Here is an 18,382-nt window from a genome sequence, read left to right as displayed (position 1 = left end):
GGCGAAGCGAGAGGACCCCATGAGCATCACACCGGAGCAGACCTCCTGGTTCCAGGAGACGTTCGCGACGCTCGTCGACAACGTCGAGAAGGTCGTCCTCGGCAAGCGGCATGTCATCGAGCTCGCGTTCACCGCGATGGTCTCCGAGGGACACTTGCTGCTGGAGGACTACCCCGGCACCGGCAAGACCTCGCTCGCCCGCGCCATGGGGCAGACCGTGCAGGGCACGAGCAGCCGCATCCAGTTCACCCCCGACCTGCTGCCCGGCGATGTCACCGGCATCACGGTCTACGACCAGAGCCGCGGCGAGTTCGAGTTCCACCAGGGTCCGATCTTCGCCAACGTCGTGCTCGCCGACGAGATCAACCGCGCCTCGCCCAAGACGCAGTCCGCGCTGCTGGAGGTCATGGAAGAGGGCCAGGTCACCGTCGACGGCGTCAGCCGCCGGGTGGGTGTGCCCTTCCTCGTCGTCGCGACGCAGAACCCCGTCGAGCAGGCGGGCACCTACCGGCTGCCGGAGGCGCAGCTCGACCGCTTCCTGATGAAGACGACACTCGGGTATCCCGACCACGCGGCAACGGTGCGCATCCTCGAGGGCGCTGCCGAGACCCGCCGCGAGGTCTCGCCCGTCATCACCCCCCAGGGCGTCGTGAGCATGGCCGACATCGCGCGCGGGGTCTACCTCGACGCGCTCGTCCTCGACTACATCGCCCGTCTGATCGAGGCCACCCGCCTCGCCACCGAAGTGCGCCTCGGGGTGAGCGTCCGCGGCGCGATCGCGCTGACGAAGGCGGCGAAGACCTGGGCGATCGCCCACGGTCGCAGCTACGTCACGCCCGACGACGTGAAGGCCCTCGCCGAGCCGGTGCTCGCGCACCGGCTGATCCTCGACCCCGAGGCCGAGTTCGACGGTGTGACGGCCGGCGCCGTCATCGGGCAGGTGCTCCTCGACACGGTGCCGCCCAGACAGAGAGAGACCGTGTGAGCTTCGACACCGAGTCCCGCCTCACCCGCACCTCCTTCTCGGAGGGCACGGGTTTCGCGCGCACGCGGTTCGGCACGACCGGCCGCACCACCGTGCTCGCGGTGCGCGGCGTGCAATCGTGGCGGCGTCTGCGACGCGCAGCCACGGCCACGGCGCGATGGATCTCCGAGACGGTCACGGTGGCCGGGTGGCTCATGGTCATCACCGCTGTCGTCGGGCTCGGTGTCGGACTGCCGCTCGGTCTCATGGAGCTCGCCGCCGCCGGTGTGGCGGCCCTCGTGCTCCTCGCATTGTCGGTGCCCTTCCTCTTCAGCGCACGCGCCTACCAGGTCGACCTGCAGCTCGAGCACGACCGGGTCGTCGCCGGAACGCAGGTCGAGGGGACGCTCGTCGTGACCAACGTCGGCACAGCGCCCGCCCTGCCCGGTCGCATCGACGTCCCGGTGGGCGACGGCATCGTCGATGTGCACGTTCCCCTGCTGCGCCACGGACACACCCACACCGAACAGGTCGTGGTGCCGACGCACCGGCGCGGCATCATCACGGTCGGCCCCGCTCGCACCGTGCGGGGCGACCCCCTCGGCATCCTCAAGCGGGAGGGGACGTGGGACGACGTGCACACGCTCTACATCCACCCCGTCACCACCACGCTGCGCAGCACCACGACCGGCTACATCCGCGATCTCGAGGGCAGCGCGTCGCGCACCGTCGTCGACGCGGACTTCTCCTTCCATGCCATCCGGCCGTATGTCGCCGGTGACTCGCAGCGCCAGATCCACTGGAAGTCGACGGCGAAGACCGGCACCCTCATGGTGCGCCAGTACGAGGAGACCCGGCGCAGTCGTATGGTCATCGCCCTCGCGGTCGGTGACGACGAGTACGCCTCCGACGAGGAGTTCGAGCTCGCCGTCAGCGCCGCCGCCTCACTCGGCATCCGCGGCATCCGCGACGGCCGCGACGTAGACGTCGTCGTCGGCGGCGAGGTGCCCGAGTTCGCACGTCGGCGCATCCGCACCATCCGCGAGCTCACCACCATCACGACCCGCACGCTGCTCGACGACCTCGCCGGGCTCGACCGCATCGAGCATGTCAGCCCCCTGCGCGATGCCGCGTCGCTCGCTGCGGAGAGCCACCCCGACGTGTCGATCGCGTTCCTCGTCTGCGGCTCGACCCTGACCGCCGCGCAGCTGCAGTCCGCCGCGCTGGCCTTCCCCGCCGACGTCGGGGTCATCGCGGTGACCTGCTCACTCGAGGCCGAGCCCGGCTTCAAGGCCCTCGGGTCGATGTCGGTGCTCTCCATCGGGCTCCTCGACGACCTCCGTCAGCTGCTGTCGCGGGCGGCGCAGTCGTGAGCGCCCCGGCACGGCGCGACCTGCGGGCTCGACGCACCCCCCGAACCGCGTGGCGATTCCTCATCGCGCAGGCCGCGGTCCTCCTGCTCGTGATCTCCGTGGGCGCTCTCGCGGCCTGGCCGATCTATCGCAGCGCCGCGTTCGTCATCGTCGTCGTCGCCGCGATGCTCGCGGGGACGGCCCTCGCAGCAGCCGGCCTGCGCTGGCGCCTGAACGGCTGGTGGCTCGCGCTCGCGACGATCGCGACGTACGTCGTCCTCGGCCTCCCGCTCGCGGCCCCCGGCTCGCTCGGCTCGGTGTCTCAGGCCCTTCAGGGACTGCGGGGAGTCGTGACGGCCCCGGTCACCGGATGGAAGGACCTGCTGACGCTCGAGCTGCCGCTCGGCAGCTACCAGGCGACACTCGCACCGGCCTTTCTGGTCTTCCTCGCTGCGACGGTGCTCGCCCTCTCGATCGCGTGGCGGGGCGGACGATGGTGGCCGCTGGCCGTCGTCACGACACTCCTCCCGACCGTCTTCGGAATCGCCTTCGGCGCCACCGCACCGATGCCGGGCCTGAGCGTCGGGCCGGTGTCGCTGAGCCGGGAGGCGCTGGTCGGAATGGCCGCGCTCGTGATGGCTCTCGTCGCGATCGTGTGGCGCACCACGGCGGATCGCCGACACGCGATAGCGGCCGCGACGGCCGCGACGGGGGTACGGAGCGGAAACCGCCCCATCCGAGGGCTCGCCGGCCGCGCCGCGACCGCGGCGGGAATGGTCGCCGTCGGGCTGGTCGCGGCGACCGTCGTCGCGCCGTGGGCGCTCGCCGGCACCTCGCGCGACGTTCTGCGAGCCGAGGTCGACCCGCGACTCGAGATCGCCGCCGAGCTGAGCCCCCTCGGGCAGTACCGCACCTGGTTCGGCGACGACCGGTTCGACCAGACGATGTTCCGTGTGGCCGCGCCGGCGGGTGTCGACCGCGTGCGCCTGGCCACGCTGCCGTACTACGACGGCCGGTCGGCCCGGGTCGTCGACCCCGCCGCGGCGCCGGGTGACGCGCGCTCCTCCTTCACCCGGGTTCCGTCGGCGCTGCCTGCCGACCCCGGTTCCGCGGCCGGTGCCGGGCGCATCGTCATCGAGGGGTGGAACGAGGTCTGGATGCCGACGCTCGGCGCTGTCACCTCGGTCGACTTCGACGGCACGGATGCCGCAACCCTCGCCGACGGCTTCTACTACAACACCGAGACGGCCGCGGGCGTCCAGCTGGCCGCGCCGGGGCTCGCGCCCGGGGCGGAGTACCGACAGGGCACCGCGTATCGCGAGGATCCGCCGACTCTCGGCTCGCTCGAGCCGGCACGGTCGGCTCCCACCCTCGGCGAGGATGTCGTGCCCGAGACTCTCGTGCGGTGGGTGGACGAGCATGCGAGCGGGTCTGGAGGCGCCGGGCTCGAACAGCTCGTGGAGCTGCTGCGCGCGCGGGGCTTCCTCAGCCATGCGCTCACGATCGATCCGGCGGCACCGCCGGCGTGGACTGCCGAGCTGGGCGACTACGCGTTCCAGCCGAGCCGGGCCGGGCACTCCACCGATCGCATCGACCAGCTCTTCGCGGATCTCCTCGCGCGCGAGGACGAGGTGGGCGGTGACGACGACGCGGCGCTGGTCGCCGCGGTCGGCGACGACGAGCAGTTCGCCGTGGCGGCGATGATGATCGCCGATCGGCTCGGCTTCGACGCCCGGATCGTCATGGGCGCGCGGCTGGATTCGACCGACGACACGCTCGCGACCTGTGACGAGGGGGTCTGTGCGGCGGGCGACATCTCAGCCTGGCTGGAGGTACGCGGCGTCGGCCCCGAGTGGGTTGCCGTCGACGTCACTCCCCAGCACGCGGTGTTCCCCTCTCCCGATACGCAGCAGCGGCAGGACCCGAAGATCCCGACCGACGTGCGGCAGGAGCAGGCCGAGACGGTGCAGCCCGCCGACGCCAATCCGAGCGACGGCGGGCGGAGTCCGAACGACGATTCCGCGACCTCGCAGGACCTCACCGCCCTGTGGACGGCGCTTCGCATCGGCGGGGTCTCGCTGCTCGTCCTGCTGCTGCTCTTCGGACCGTTCGCGCTCATCGTGCTGGTCAAGCTCGCGCGGCGCAGGGGACGCCGCGCGAGCACCGACCCCTTCGCGCGGTTCACCGGCGGCTGGCAGGAGTTCGTCGACTCCGCGGTCGACCACGGCCTCCCCGGCCCCGGCTCACGGACGAGGCACGAGCTCGTCGCGGCGTACGGCGGTTCGGCCGGAGCAGCCGAGCTGGCGACGCTCGCGGACCGTTCGGTGTTCGATGTCGCGCCGCCCGATGAGGACGACGCCGAACGCTTCTGGCGGATCGTCGAGTCGGAGCGCTCGCGGCTCGACGAGGGGCTGAGCTTCTGGGCTCGGCTCCGCGCGCGGGTGTCGCTGCGTTCGCTGATGCGACGGGAACGTCGCATCGGCCGTACGCAACGACTGCCGCGCAGCCGACGGGATCGATAAGGTGGCACGCGGCACGCGCGGGATGCACCGCGCTCGAGGGCAGGAGAACAGGTGAAGGCACACGGCTTCACGATCGACGCTGCGACGACGGTCATGGCGCTCGGCGGTGGGAACGGCGGGCCCTCGGGCGCGTTCGCGGCGCTCGGAATCGTCCAGGTGGTGCTCGGCATCGGCATCTATGTGTGGACCGCGCTCGCGCTGACGGCGGTGTTCCGCAAGACCGGTGTCGATCCCTGGCGGGCGTGGGTCCCGGTGCTCAACTTCTGGGAGCTCTACGTCCTCGCCGGCATGCGCGGCTGGTGGGCGGCGGTGCTGGCAGGTGGTGCCGTGCTGGTCACGATCATCTCGGGGGTCGTCGCCGGGCTTTTCGCTGGGATCGCCCTGAACGCCGGCTTCGGCGGCGACGCCGGAAGCGCCGCCGGCGCACTCGCTGCCGCGGCGGTCGTGCCTGCTCTCATCTGGCTCGGCTTCCTCGCCTTCGCGCTCGTGATCCAGATCCGGATGCTGCGCTCCCTGTGCCGCGGGTTCGGCCTGGGCACGGGGTTCGTCGTGCTGGGCGCCCTGCTCTTCCCGGTATGGGCGAGCGTCGTCGGGTGGGGTTCCGCCCGGTGGCTCGGCCGCGAGGCGCCCGCCGAGCCGGCGCCCTTCCGCAATCCCCCGACGGATGCCGGTGTCCCCTCCGCCCCGGTCACGGCCGCTCTCGCGTCGCCCGCGCCGGCCGCGCCACCGGCACCGCCGCTCTTCGCTCCCGCGAGCGCCGCGCCGTCGAACGCCGCGCCCGGCGTGCCGACGCCCGCCGCCCCCGCAGCCGAGCCGATCAGCGCGAGCCCCTGGGCTCCGCCGCCTCCGCCCGCCGGGCCCGGCGTTGCGGATCCGGCCCCCCAGTCGTGGTCCGCTCCGACGGCTTCGCCTTCGCCGGCACCGCAGCCGGTTGCGGCACCGGTCGCGCAGGCCGCCCCGGTGGCCGCCCCGGTGGCCGCGCCCGTCGACGATGAGGCGGATGTCGATGAGCGCACCGTGCTCGCGGCCCGCCGCGGACCGCAGGCCACGCTGCGTCTGCCGAACGGGTCGTCCGTCGCGCTCTCCGCTGCGGCCGTCGTCCTCGGCCGGAACCCGGTCGCCCCCGACGCAGCGCCCGACGCGCAGATCATCGCGATCGACGATGTCACCCGCACGGTGTCGAAGACGCACGCGCTGTTGCAGCACACCGGTACGGTCTGGACGATCACCGACCTGGCGTCCACCAACGGCGTCTTCGTCGGTCCCGACGATGTCGAGGCTTCCGGGCCTACGCCGGTATCGGGCATCTTCCACTTGGGCGACGCCGAGCTCCAGCTCACCGAAGCCTGATGACCACCGCCACTCCTCCGATCGACGTCCATGTGACCAGCGGCAGCCGCACCGACACGGGGCGCCGCCGGTCGGTGAACGAGGACGCTCTGCTGGCCGAGTACCCCGTGTTCGTCGTGGCCGACGGCATGGGCGGACATGATGCCGGCGATCGCGCATCTGCCGCGGTCATCGAGGTGTTCCGGCCGCTCGTGGGCCGCGACGATCTGCGCCCCGAGGAGGTCGCCGACGCTGTCGAACGGGCCCATTCCGCGGTGTCCGTCGTCGCCGCCGGAACCTCCCGCGGTGCGGGCTCGACCCTGTCCGGCGTCGTCGCCGTGCAGCAGGGCGGGGTGCGGCGCTGGCTCATCGTCAACGTCGGCGACTCGCGCGTCTACCGTCTGCTCGCCGAGCGCCTCGAGCAGTTGACGATCGACCATTCGGTCGCGCAGGAGCTCGTGGATGCCGGGCAGCTGACCCGTGATCAGATGTCGACGTACGAAGGCCGGAACGTCATCACCCGAGCGATCGGCGGCGAGCGCAGCCGCGCCGATTTCTGGCTCATCCCGATCGTCACCGGTGAGCGCATCGTCGTCTGCTCCGACGGGCTCACCGGAGAGCTCTCCGACGAGGCTCTTCGCGCGGGGCTCATGATGGGCGGCTCCCCCGCGCAGACCGCGGAGTCCCTCGTCACGCAGGCCTTGGCTCACGGCGGCCGCGACAACATCAGCACGATCGTCCTGGACGTCGTCGCCGGCGGCATCAGTCCTCGGCTCGAGGACACGACCGGCGGCTTCATGAACAGCGAGTCCGTCACCGCGACGGTCGAGGTCGCCACGGCGCGCTCTCGACGCCGCCGAGCGGACCATGGCTGAGCTGCGTCGTCGGTCCCGCCCGCCGGTCTCGGTCCCTGCGGCCATCGACGGCCGAAACCCCGACCGAGTGCTGTCGTCGAGCGACCGCGCGGACGTTCACCTGTACCGGGATGCCACCGGCAGGAAGCCGGTAGCGGTCAAGGTCTTCCGCCATCCGCTCGGAGAGCGCGAGCGCACGGCGTTCGCCGCAGCCGCCGCGCGCTTGATCGCCCTGACGACGCATCCGAGCGCGGCGACGGTGCACTCCGCTGACACGACCGACGACGGCAGACCGTACCTCGTGATGGAGTACTGCTCGCGCGCTGCCCTCGCCGAGACCGCCTCGCGGCGTCCGATGAGCGTGCCCGAGACCCTCCGGCTGCTCGTCCGCCTCTGCGGCGCTGTCGAGACCGCCCACAGGAGCGGAATCGCCCACGGCCGCATCCGTATCGAGAACGTTCTGACGACCGATTACGGCTGGCCCGCCATCATCGGCTTCGACAGTGACGATCTGCTTCTTCGCGACGGGCATGACCTGTCGCCTCGTGCGCGAGCCACCGATGTGCACGGCCTCGCCGCGGCGGCCACCGAGCTCTTGACGGGACGCCCCGTGGCCGACACGGCATCGCCGCTCGAGGGGGTCGACTCGGTTCCTGCCGAACTGGAGACGCTCGTCCTCGCGACCCTCGAGTCGACGGAGGCGGGGCGAGGTCCGTCTGCCGCCGAGTTCGGCCTCGAGCTGCAGCGCATCGAGTCGGACTGTCACCTCCCGGTCACGCACCTCGACGTCCGTGAGCCGGTCGAAGAGGATGCTGCGGCTACGGCGGACGCTCCGCCCGACGAGGACGAGCGGACCGTGCTGGCGAGTCGGCGCCGACCCGAAGGCGACGACGACGACGCCGACCACACCGTGCTCGCCGACCACACCGTGCTCGCCGACCGCACCGTGCTCGCCGAACGCCGCCGCGCCCCGGTCGACGACGATTCCGACGAGCGCACCGTGCTGGCCGCGCGGCGCACCGGCCCCGACGACGACCGCACCGCTCTGGCCGTCCGTCGCGCCGCCGAGGCTGACGACCGCACCGTCCTTTCGGCCCGGAGCAGCGACCCCGACAACGATCACACGCGTCTGGTGTCGCGGTCCCTCCCCGGCGCGCAGGGATCCCGGCCGCCGCAGGACCTCCCCCTGGCTGGTCCCGACAGCGAGCCGACGACCCTCGTGCGGCGAGCGCTGCGTGATGAGGTGGTGCGCGGCCGCGTCGACACCGATCGTCTCGCAGTCGGGCCGGATGCCGACGGCGAGCGCTACCGGGCCCGCGCGCCGCGCGAGGTCCCGGAGGTCGCGCGCGTCCGCGTGGAGGCGCCCGTCCGCCAGCCCGCGGCGACCGCCGCGAAGCGCCGCGGGAACGGCACGGTCATCGCGGTCGTCGGGGCCGGGGTCATCCTCCTCGGCGCCGCCGCGACGGCCATCGTGTTGATCATCGGAGGAGGAGCATGACAGCCATCGAGCACGACACCGACGAGCACGACCGCGAGGAGGTGGGCGCCGCTGCCGGCGAGACTGCCGAGAGCGTCGCGATCGAGTTCTGCGGCGAGTGGTTCCGTCCGGTCGCGGGGACCACCTACGCGATCGGCCGCGACGCCGACCTCGTCATCGACACGAACCCGTACCTGCACCGTCGGCTGCTCGCCATCGATGCCGAGCACGGCCTGTGGTGGCTGTCGAACATCGGACAGTCGATCTCCGTCAGTCTCGCCACTCCCGACGGCGCCTATCAGGCCGTACTCGGCCCGGGAGCGCGGGTTCCCCTCGTGTTCCCCGCTCTCGTGGTCATGTTCACGGCCGGCGCGTACACCTACGAGCTGACGGTCCACACCGACGGGTCTCGATTCACCGTCCGTGACAGCTTTCCTCGCACGACGGACGACCACGTCGGCACGACGACCGTGGGCGCCGTCGCGCTGACCTCCAGCCAGCGTCTGCTGCTGCTGGCCTTGTGCGAGCCGATCCTCCGGGGAGGCATGGTCGGCTCGAGCCAGGTGCCGACGTCGGCTGCGGCGGCGGAGCGTCTCGGCTGGCCGCTGACGACGTTCAACCGCAAGCTCGACAACGTCTGCGACAAGCTCGACCGTGAGGGCGTGCGCGGCCTCCGCGGCGGCGTGGGCAAGCTGGCCACCAATCGGCGGGCGCGACTCGTCGAGCACGCGGTGCTCTCACGCCTCGTGACCGCCGCAGATCTGCCACTGCTCGACGAGATCCGCAGCGAACAGGCCTGAACCGCGCCGCAGCGCCGTACGATGGAGGGCTGTGTCCTCGCCCGCCCCTGTGATCTCCTTCCCGCCTGAGCTGCCCGTCAGCGGGGCACGGGAAGAGATCGCGCGCGCCATCCGAGACCACCAGGTCGTGATCGTCGCGGGTGCCACGGGGTCGGGCAAGACCACTCAGCTGCCGAAGATCTGTCTCGAGCTCGGACGCACGAGCATCGCCCACACTCAGCCGCGTCGGATCGCCGCGCGGACGGTGGCCGAGCGCATCGCCGCCGAGATGGAGGTGCCCCTCGGCGGCGCCGTCGGCTACAAGGTCCGGTTCACCGACCAGGTCTCCGCCGACACGCAAGTGGCACTGGTCACCGACGGCATCCTGCTCAACGAGATCCACCGCGACCGGATGCTGCGCCGGTACGACACGATCATCATCGACGAAGCGCACGAGCGTTCGCTCAACATCGACTTCCTTCTCGGCTATCTGCGCCGCATCCTCCCCCGCCGCCCCGACCTGAAGGTCATCGTCACCTCGGCGACGATCGATCCGGAGAGCTTCGCGGCGCATTTCGCCGACGCCCAAGGCGCCCCCGCGCCGATCATCGAGGTCTCGGGGCGCACCTACCCCGTCGAGGTGCGGTACCGGCCGCACGACGACAACGGCGAGGATGAGACGACCGCAGACGATGTCGACGGGCTCATCGCGGCGCTGCGCGAACTCGACCGCGAGCCCGACGGCGATGTGCTCGTCTTCCTCCCCGGCGAGGCGGAGATCCGCGACGCGATGGACGCCGTGCGCTCCGCGTACGCGAAAGACGCACGCCCCACCGAGGTGCTCCCTCTGTACGGGCGGCTCTCCGCCGCGGAACAGCACCGCGTCTTCGAGCCCTCGCGGGTCGCCGGAGTCCGGCGCCGGGTCATCCTCGCGACCAATGTCGCCGAGACGAGCCTCACCGTCCCCGGCATCCGCTACGTCGTCGACGCCGGAACGGCGCGCATCTCGCGCTACAGCAACCGGTCGAAGATCCAGCGGCTGCCGATCGAGGCCGTGTCGCAGGCCTCCGCGCAGCAGCGCGCCGGGCGTGCCGGCCGAACCTCGGCGGGTATCGCGATCCGCCTCTACGCCGAGGACGATTTCATCTCGCGGCCCGAGTTCACCGAGCCGGAGATCCTGCGGACATCGCTCGCGTCGGTGGTGCTGCAGATGCTCGCGCTCGGGTTCGGCGACATCGCCGACTTCCCGTTCCTGACCCCGCCCGACTCCCGCGGTGTGAAGGCGGCCTTCGATCTGCTCGTGGAGCTGCGGGCGGTACGCCGCGACGAGAAGGGCGCCTGGCGCCTGACGGACACCGGCCGCGAGATCTCGCGTCTTCCGATCGATCCGCGTTTCGCGCGCATGCTCGTCGAGGCACGCACGCTCGGCGTGACGCGCGACGTCCTCGCGATCGTGGCGGGCATGTCGATTCAGGACGTGCGGGAGCGCCCCGAAGAGCGGCGCGAGGAAGCCGACCGGCTGCATGCCCGGTTCACCGATCCGACGAGCGACTTCCTGACGCTGCTCAACCTGTGGAACCACCTGCAGGACCAGCAGCGCGAGCTCGGTTCCAGCGCGTTCCGCCGCACCTGCCGCGCAGAACACCTGAACTACGTCCGCGTGCGGGAATGGTTCGACGTCCACCGCCAGCTGAGCGCGCTCGCCCGCGGAGACCGCGACCGCGGGAAGCGCGGACGCGACGAGCCCATCGCGACGACGGGCGCCGCGCAGCCCGACCATGTGCACCGTGCGATCCTGGCCGGTCTCCTCTCGCAGATCGGCATTCTCGACACCCGGAGCACCTCGGCCACGCGGACCGCGGCCGGTCGAAGCGGCGGCGGCAAGCCCCAGCGCCCCCGTGCCGAGTACCGCGGCGCCCGCGGCGCGAAGTTCGCGATCTTCCCCGGCTCGGGTCTGCGCAAGGCGTCACCGGACGCCGTGATGGCCGCTGAGCTCGTCGAGACCTCGCGCCTGTACGCCCGCACGGTGGCGGCGATCGACCCCGCCTGGGCCGAAGAACTCGCCGGAGATCTGGCGCACCGCTCGATGAGCGATCCGCATTGGTCGAAGGATGCCGGAGCCGCCGTCGCCGCCGAGAAGGTCACCCTCTTCGGGGTCGAGATCGTGCCGCGCCGGCGAGTGCAGCTGGCCGGGCGCGACCGTGAGCTCGCCCGCGAGCTGTTCCTCCGGCACGCGCTCGTCGAGGGCGACTGGAACTCCGCGCACCTCGACAAGCGCCTGACGGCGTTCGAGCGCCGCAACCTCGAGCTGCGGCGACGCCTGGAGAAGATCGAGGAACGCGAACGGCGTCGCGACATCCTCGTGGGCGACGAAGCGGTGTTCGCGTTCTACGACGCCCGCATCCCGCGCGACGTGTTCGATGTCCGATCCTTCGAAGCGTGGTGGCGCGACGCCAGCGCCCGCACGCCGCGTCTGCTCGACATGACCGAGAGCGACCTCGCCGGAGATGCCGCGGGAAGCGACGAGCGCGCCTTCCCGGCGCGCTGGCGCCAGGGCGATCAGGTGCTGTCGCTCGCGTACCGTTTCGAACCCGGCGCGCCCGACGACGGCGTCAGCGTGGTCGTCCCCCTCGCGCTGCTCGCCTCGCTCCGCCCGGACGGGTTCGACTGGCAGGTGCCGGGGCTGCGCGACGAGTTGATCGCGGGCCTCCTGCGTGCTCTCCCCAAGGCGATCCGCCGGCACGTCGTGCCCGCCGCGGACTGGGCTTCCCGGTTCGCCGAGGAACTCGCCGGCGATGGACCCGAGTCGCGGAACGGCCTGCCCGCCCTGACGCTGCGCGACGCGCTCGCTGCGCGCATCCAGCGGGTCGCGAATCAGCCGGTCACGTCATCGGACTTCGACCTCGAACGCGTGCCGGCGCACCTGTCGATGTCTTTCCGCGCCGTCGACGAGCGCGGGCGCCCGCTCGGCTCGTCGCGCGATCTCGCCGAGCTGCAGCAGCGACTCGCGAACCGCAGCCGGGCCTCCGTCGCCCGCTCCCTCGCGAAGGCCGCCCCGCGTCCCGGCGCGCAGCCCGCCGCAGCGTCACCGGCCGCGCCGACGGGTGCCGGACCGGAAGGCGACCAGCGGACCGGGATCGTCGAGCAGACCGGCCTGACCGACTGGACCTTCGGCGATCTTCCCGAGCTCGTCGACACCAGGGTCGCCGGCGGCATCGTGCGGGGGTATCCCGCCCTCGTCGACGAGGGAGCATCCGTCGCCCTGCGTATCGAGGCGACCCCCGAGCGGGCCCATCGCCTGACCCGCGCGGGCGTCAGGCGACTCGTCCTGCTCTCCGTCCCCTCTCCGGCCACGTACGTCCTCGACCACCTCACTGCGCCCGAGAAGCTCGCGCTCGCGGCATCCCCGTACGCGTCGGCGAAGGCTCTCATCGAGGATGCGCGTGTCGCTGTCGCGGATGCTGTCATCGACCGCACCGCGGCATCCGTCCGCACGCCGGCGCAGTTCCAGGCGGTGCGCGCCGCGTTCTCGGCGGCCGTGGTCGAGGAGCTGTTCCAGACCGTCTCGCTGAGCGCGCGGATCCTCACCCTTCAGCGCGACGTCGAGCGGGCGATCCGCAAGGAGAACTCGATGGTCCTGCTCGCCGCTCTCGGCGATGTGAAGCAGCAACTGGCCGGCCTGGTGTTCCCCGGCTTCCTGTCACGGACCGGCACGTCCCGGCTCGCGCACCTGCCGCGGTACCTCCAGGGCGCTCTCGAACGGGTGTCGTCCCTGAGCGACAACCCCGGACGCGACCGGCAGCGCCTCACCGAGTACGAGCGCGCCGCGACGCTGTTCACGGAAGCAGGCGGGACGATCCCACCAGCGGACGACGCTCCGCCGAACCTGCGACACGCACGCTGGCTGCTGGAGGAGTACCGCGTCAGCCTCTTCGCACAGCGTCTCGGCACCGCCGAGCCCGTGTCTATCCAGCGGATCACGAAGACGCTGGCCGGCACGGGCTGATCAGTCGGTAGCGTGGCCCCATGGCTCACGCAGTGACGTATTCCGAGTTCGGCGGACCCGAGGTCCTCTCCCTCAGCGACATCGAGGTGCCCGCTCCGGGCCCCGGTCAGGTGGGTGTACGCGTGACAGCGGCCGGTGTGAACCCGATCGACCACAAGCTGCGGGCGGGCCTGCGGCCGTCGGCCACGATCTCGAAGCCGCGGCGCGTCGGTAATGACGGCGCCGGCGTTGTCACGGCGGTCGGCGCGGATGTCGACGGCTTCCGTGTCGGGGACGAGGTCGTGGTCTTCGGGGCGAGCGGTGTCTATGCGACCGACATCGTCGTCACGCCCGACAAGCTGACGCCGCTCCCCGCCGGGGTCTCCCCCGCGGTCGGGGCCGCTCTCGGCATCCCCGTGGCGACGGCGTATCAGTCGCTGCGCTCGCTCGACGTCGGACCCGCCGACACCCTGCTGCTGCACGGCGGCAGCGGCTCGGTCGGTCAGGCGGCGATCCAGTTCGCCCGGCTGAGGGGAGCTGCTGTCATCGCCACGGCGAGCGAGGCCCGCTCGGACCGTGTCCGCGATCTTGGCGCGACGCCCGTCGGGTACGGCGACGGCCTCGCCGACCGTGTCCGCGCGGCCGCCCCGCAGGGGGTGACCGTGGCCCTCGACTGCGCCGGCACCGACGAGGCGCTCGACGTCTCGCTCGAGCTGGTCGCCGACCGCTCCCGCATCGCGACGATCGTGCGCGGAGCGGATGCCGCGGGGCTCGGCATCCGCGCGTTCTCCGGGGGAAGCCCCGAGCCGCTCACCGAGCAGCAGGTGGCCTGGCGGGCCGAGGCGATCCCGGTGGCCGCGGCGCTGCTCGCCGCCGGCGCCTTCCGCGTCGAGCTCGGACCCGAACTGCCCCTCGCCGAGGCCGCAGAGGCGCACCGTCTCGTCGCCGCGCACACTCCGGGCAAGATCACGCTCCTGCCCTGACCGGCAGCTCCCCCGACCACAGCGAAGCGGCGCCCGCACCGGCGATCCTCGGAAGGATGCCGGCGCGGGCGCCGCTTCGCTCAGGCGCGGGTCGTCAGTTGCCCGAGCGCCGCTTGTTGTAGACGTCGAAGGCGACGGCCAGCAGGAGCACGAGACCCTTCACGGCCTGCTGCCACTCGATGCCGATGCCCATGATCGACATGCCGTTGTTCAGCACACCGATGATCAGACCACCGATGATCGCGCCGCCGATGGTGCCGACACCACCCTGCACCGCCGCACCGCCGATGAAGGCCGCGGAGATCGCCTCGAGCTCGAATCCGTCACCGGCCTTGGGCCCGGCGAGGTTCAGTCGGGCGGTGAAGATGAGACCGGCGAGAGCGGCGAGCACGCCCATGTTGACGAACAGCCAGAAGTCCGCGCGGCGCGTCTTGATGCCCGAGAGCTCGGCCGCGTGGCGGTTGCCGCCGATCGCGTAGATGTGACGGCCGAACACGGTGCGGTTCATGACGATGCCGTACACCAGCACCAGCACCGCGAGCACGATCAGGGTGACGGGGATGCCCTTGTACGAGGCGAGGGCCCACGTGAACCACCCGATGACGACCGCGATGAGGGCGAGCTTCGCGACGAACCAGACGAGCGGCTCGACGTCCTGCGAGTACTTCTGGCGTCCGGCGCGAGTCCGCCACTGCTGCACGATCAGCGCGACGATGCCGAGCGCACCGATGACGAGGGTGAACAGGTCGGGATCGGATTCACCGAAGATGCCCGCCAGGAAGCCGTTGCCGAGCGCTCGATACTCGGTGGGGAACGAGCCGATGTTCGCGTTGCCCAGCACCACGAGCGCGAGACCGCGGAAGATGAGCATGCCCGCCAATGTCACGATGAACGCGGGTATGCCGACGTAGGCCACCCAGAAGCCCTGCCAGGCTCCCACGAGCGCGCCGATCAGGAGGGACAGGACGATGGCGAGCCACCACGGCATCCCCATCTTGACCGCCAACACACCGGACACGGCGCCGATGAAGGCTGCGACCGAGCCGACGGAGAGGTCGATGTGGCCGGCGATGATGATCATCACCATGCCGATGGCCAGCACCAGGATGTAGCCGTTCTGGACGACCAGGTTCGACAGGTTCTGCGGGCGCAGCAGGATGCCGTTGGTGAGGATGGCGAACAGGGCGACCACCGCGATCAGCGCGATGAAGATGCCGTTCTTGCCGAGGTCGGCGAGGATGTGTCCGATCCAGCGCGTGAAGCGGTTCTCGGTCGGGTTGAGCCCGCCGCCGGCGGCGGTTTCAGGGGCGTTGTTCTGAGACATTCGAGGATCTCCTGCGGCCCCGCTCAGCGGGGCTTCTCCATGGTCATGAGTTTGAGGACCGACTCGGGAGTCGCGTCGGCGATGGGCAGCTCACCGGTGATGCGCCCCTCGGAGAGGGCGTACACGCGGTCGGAGATGCCGAGCAGTTCGGGCAGCTCGGACGAGATCACGATGATCCCCTTCCCCGCTGCGGCGAGCTTGTTGATGATCGTGTAGATCTCGTACTTCGCCCCCACGTCGATGCCACGCGTGGGCTCGTCGAGGATGAGCACCTCGGGGTCGGAGTAGATCCACTTCGACAGCACGACCTTCTGCTGGTTGCCGCCCGAGAGCTTCCCGGTCTTGGCGAGGACGGTCGGCGCCTTGATGTTCATGCTCTTGCGGTACTGGTTCGCGACGGAGAACTCCTCGTTGTCGTCGACCAGCCCGGCCTTCTCGAGCTTCTTCAGCGACGCCATCGAGATGTTGCGCTTGATGTCCTCGATGAGGTTCAGCCCGTAGGTCTTGCGATCCTCGGTGGCGTACGCGAGCCCGTTGGCGATGGCCTCCGAGACGGTGCGCGTGCGGATCTCCTTGCCGCGCATGAACACCTTGCCCGAGATGCGGGTGCCGTAGCTGTGGCCGAACAGGCTCATCGCGAACTCGGTACGTCCGGCGCCCATGAGCCCGGCGATGCCGACGATCTCGCCCGCCCGGACCGTCACCGAAACGTCGTCGACGACGACGCGGGTGGGGTCCTGCGGGTGGTGCGCAGTCCAATTCTCGACCCGCAGTAGCTCGTCGCCGATCTGCGGCTCGTGATCGGGATAGCGGTGCTCGAGGTCGCGGCCCACCATGTCCTTGATGATGCGGTCCTCGGTGACGTCGTTCTTCGAGATCGTCTCGATCGTCTTGCCGTCGCGGATGACCGTGACGGTGTCGGCGACCTTTTTGATCTCGTTCAGCTTGTGGCTGATGATGATCGACGTGATGCCCTGCTCGCGCAGGCTCAGGATCAGATCGAGCAGGTGGTCGGAGTCCTCGTCGTTGAGCGCGGCGGTCGGCTCGTCGAGGATCAGCAGCTTGACCTCCTTCGACAGGGCCTTGGCGATCTCGACGAGCTGCTGCTTGCCGACGCCGATCTGGTTGACCTTCGTCGTCGGGTTCTCCTTGAGCCCGACGCGACGCAGCAGCTCGGCCGCGGCGAAGTTGGTCTTGTTCCAGTCGATGAGGCCGCCGGCGCCCTTCCGCTCGTTGTTCAGGAAGATGTTCTCGGCGATCGACAGGTACGGGCTGAGCGCCAGCTCCTGGTGGATGATGACGATCCCGCGCGCCTCGCTGTCGCGCAGATTCTTGAACTCGACGGTGTCGCCCGCGTAGACGATCTCGCCGTCGTAGGTGCCGTGCGGGTAGACCCCGGACAGCACCTTCATGAGGGTCGACTTCCCCGCGCCGTTCTCACCGCAGATCGCATGGATCTCGCCGCGCTGGACGGCGAGATTGACATTCGAGAGCGCCTTGACGCCGGGGAAGGTCTTGGTGATCCCGCGCATCTCGAGGATGGTTTCGCTCACGTCTCCGACTTCCTTGTGGGGGTGGATGATTTCTCGGGTGCGGCGGCGGGAGCGGTTCGCTCCCGCCGCCGTTCCGAGGATGGGCGGATGCCGCGGCTCAGAGACCGAGCTCTTCGGCGGTCCAGTAACCGGTGTCGACGAGCGACGACTCCACGTTGTCCTTCACGACGGGAACCGGCGCCAGCAGGAAGGAGGGCACGACCTTGACGTCGTTGTCGTACGTCTCGGTGTCGTTGACCTCGGGCTCCTCGCCCTTCAGAGCGGCGGCGGCCATGTCGGCCGCGACCTTGGCGAGCTCGCGGGTGTCCTTGAAGATGGTCGCGTACTGCTCACCGGCGAGGATCGCCTTGACCGAGTCGACCTCGGCGTCCTGGCCCGAGATGATCGGCCACTCGGCGCCGGTGGAGTATCCCGCACCCTCGAGCGCGGAGATGATGCCTCGCGAGATGCCGTCGTAGGGCGAGAGGACGGCGTCGACCTGCGTGCCGTCGGAGTAGTTGGCCGTCAGGATGTCCTCCATGCGGCTCTGGGCGGTCTCGCCGTCCCAGCGCAGCGTTGCGGCCTGCTCGATGTCGGTCTGACCCGACTTGACCACGAGGGTGCCGTCGTCGATCAGCGGCTCGAGGACCTCCATCGCACCGTCCCAGAAGAAGAACGCGTTGTTGTCGTCGAGCGAGCCGGCGAACAGCTCGATGTTGAAGGGACCGGCCGGCGCGCCGTCGAGCGGCTTGCCCTCGAGGTCGGTCAGCCCGAGGCCGTTCAGGACCGTCCAGGCCTGCTGACGGCCGACGAGCGCGTTGTCGAACGTCGCGTAGTAGTCGACGTTCTCGGTGCCCTTGATCAGTCGGTCGTAGGCGATGACGGGGATCTCCGCGTCCGCGGCGTTCTGCAGCGCCTCGGTCAGCGTCGTGCCGTCGATCGAGGCCACGATGAGCGCCTCGGCACCCTTGGTGATCATGTTCTCGATCTGCGAGACCTGGGTCGGGATGTCGTCCTCGGCGTACTGGAGGTCGACCTGGTATCCCTGGTCCTCCAGGGCCTTCTTGACGGCGTTGCCGTCCTGGATCCAGCGCTCCGAGCTCTTGGTGGGCATCGCGACGCCGATGAGGCCGCCGTCTCCGCCGCCCTCACCGCCGCCGGCGCCGCCGCCGGTGCTGGAGCATGCCGAGAGCGCCAGGGCGCCGACGGCGAGCGTCGCTGCTGCGTACAGGAACTTCTTGTTCACTGTGTGTCCTTTCCAGTGACTTCACTGTCTTGCGG

Annotated in this window: 12 protein-coding genes; 9 read left to right on the top strand and 3 right to left on the bottom strand. The window is 70.7% G+C overall.

Features of this window, described 5'->3' with window-relative positions; genetic code table 11:
• Window positions 1–19 precede the first annotated feature (19 nt).
• Genes ACI2K6_RS00125 through ACI2K6_RS00085 form a run of 9 tightly spaced genes read left to right on the top strand, consistent with a single transcriptional unit; the run spans window position 20 to window position 14,245 of the window.
• Entirely contained in the window at window positions 20–985 is a 966-nt protein-coding gene (locus tag ACI2K6_RS00125; protein WP_404567686.1) for an AAA family ATPase, read from the top strand.
• Window positions 982–2,337: a DUF58 domain-containing protein gene (locus ACI2K6_RS00120; protein WP_274179558.1), complete on the top strand. Its 1,356-nt coding sequence runs from the start codon at window positions 982–984 to the stop codon at window positions 2,335–2,337. Before ACI2K6_RS00125 ends, ACI2K6_RS00120 begins: the two co-directional genes overlap by 4 nt.
• Complete coding sequence (locus ACI2K6_RS00115; protein ID WP_404567685.1) at window positions 2,334–4,838, top strand: transglutaminase domain-containing protein; 2,505 nt, start codon at window positions 2,334–2,336, stop codon at window positions 4,836–4,838. Before ACI2K6_RS00120 ends, ACI2K6_RS00115 begins: the two co-directional genes overlap by 4 nt.
• A 51-nt stretch (window positions 4,839–4,889) precedes the next feature.
• Window positions 4,890–6,188, top strand: a complete 1,299-nt coding sequence (locus tag ACI2K6_RS00110) for an FHA domain-containing protein (protein ID WP_404567684.1) — start codon at window positions 4,890–4,892, stop codon at window positions 6,186–6,188.
• Window positions 6,188–7,042, top strand: a complete 855-nt coding sequence (locus tag ACI2K6_RS00105; protein ID WP_269266044.1) for a PP2C family serine/threonine-protein phosphatase — start codon at window positions 6,188–6,190, stop codon at window positions 7,040–7,042. The genes ACI2K6_RS00110 and ACI2K6_RS00105 overlap by 1 nt, the downstream gene beginning before the upstream one ends.
• Window positions 7,035–8,519 (top strand): protein kinase, encoded by a 1,485-nt coding sequence (locus tag ACI2K6_RS00100; RefSeq protein ID WP_404567683.1) that lies wholly within the window; start codon window positions 7,035–7,037, stop codon window positions 8,517–8,519. Before ACI2K6_RS00105 ends, ACI2K6_RS00100 begins: the two co-directional genes overlap by 8 nt.
• Entirely contained in the window at window positions 8,516–9,298 is a 783-nt protein-coding gene (locus tag ACI2K6_RS00095; protein WP_323985843.1) for a hypothetical protein, read from the top strand. Before ACI2K6_RS00100 ends, ACI2K6_RS00095 begins: the two co-directional genes overlap by 4 nt.
• 31 nt (window positions 9,299–9,329) lie before the next feature.
• Window positions 9,330–13,283 (top strand): ATP-dependent RNA helicase HrpA, encoded by a 3,954-nt coding sequence (hrpA, locus tag ACI2K6_RS00090; protein WP_404567682.1) that lies wholly within the window; start codon window positions 9,330–9,332, stop codon window positions 13,281–13,283.
• Window positions 13,284–13,303: 20 nt separating this feature from the next.
• Complete coding sequence (locus ACI2K6_RS00085; protein WP_282501059.1) at window positions 13,304–14,245, top strand: NADP-dependent oxidoreductase; 942 nt, start codon at window positions 13,304–13,306, stop codon at window positions 14,243–14,245.
• Between the two features lie 94 nt (window positions 14,246–14,339).
• Here ACI2K6_RS00085 and mmsB read toward each other — a convergent pair whose 3' ends face one another.
• The 3 genes from mmsB to chvE form a co-directional block, all read right to left on the bottom strand.
• Entirely contained in the window at window positions 14,340–15,569 is a 1,230-nt protein-coding gene (gene mmsB, locus ACI2K6_RS00080; protein WP_274179564.1) for a multiple monosaccharide ABC transporter permease, read from the bottom strand.
• Window positions 15,570–15,592: 23 nt separating this feature from the next.
• Window positions 15,593–17,122: a multiple monosaccharide ABC transporter ATP-binding protein gene (mmsA, locus tag ACI2K6_RS00075; protein WP_112617952.1), complete on the bottom strand. Its 1,530-nt coding sequence runs from the start codon at window positions 17,120–17,122 to the stop codon at window positions 15,593–15,595.
• 97 nt (window positions 17,123–17,219) lie between these two features.
• The gene (gene chvE, locus ACI2K6_RS00070) at window positions 17,220–18,347 is read right to left on the bottom strand and encodes a multiple monosaccharide ABC transporter substrate-binding protein (protein ID WP_181574275.1); all 1,128 of its coding nucleotides are present in this window, start codon (window positions 18,345–18,347) and stop codon (window positions 17,220–17,222) included.
• Window positions 18,348–18,382: the final 35 nt, after the last annotated feature.

It is taken from the genome of Microbacterium sp. NPDC006705 (assembly GCF_044903545.1).
Classification (GTDB): Bacteria; Actinomycetota; Actinomycetes; order Actinomycetales; family Microbacteriaceae; genus Microbacterium; species Microbacterium plantarum.
This window is presented reverse-complemented; position numbering and strand designations above follow the sequence as displayed.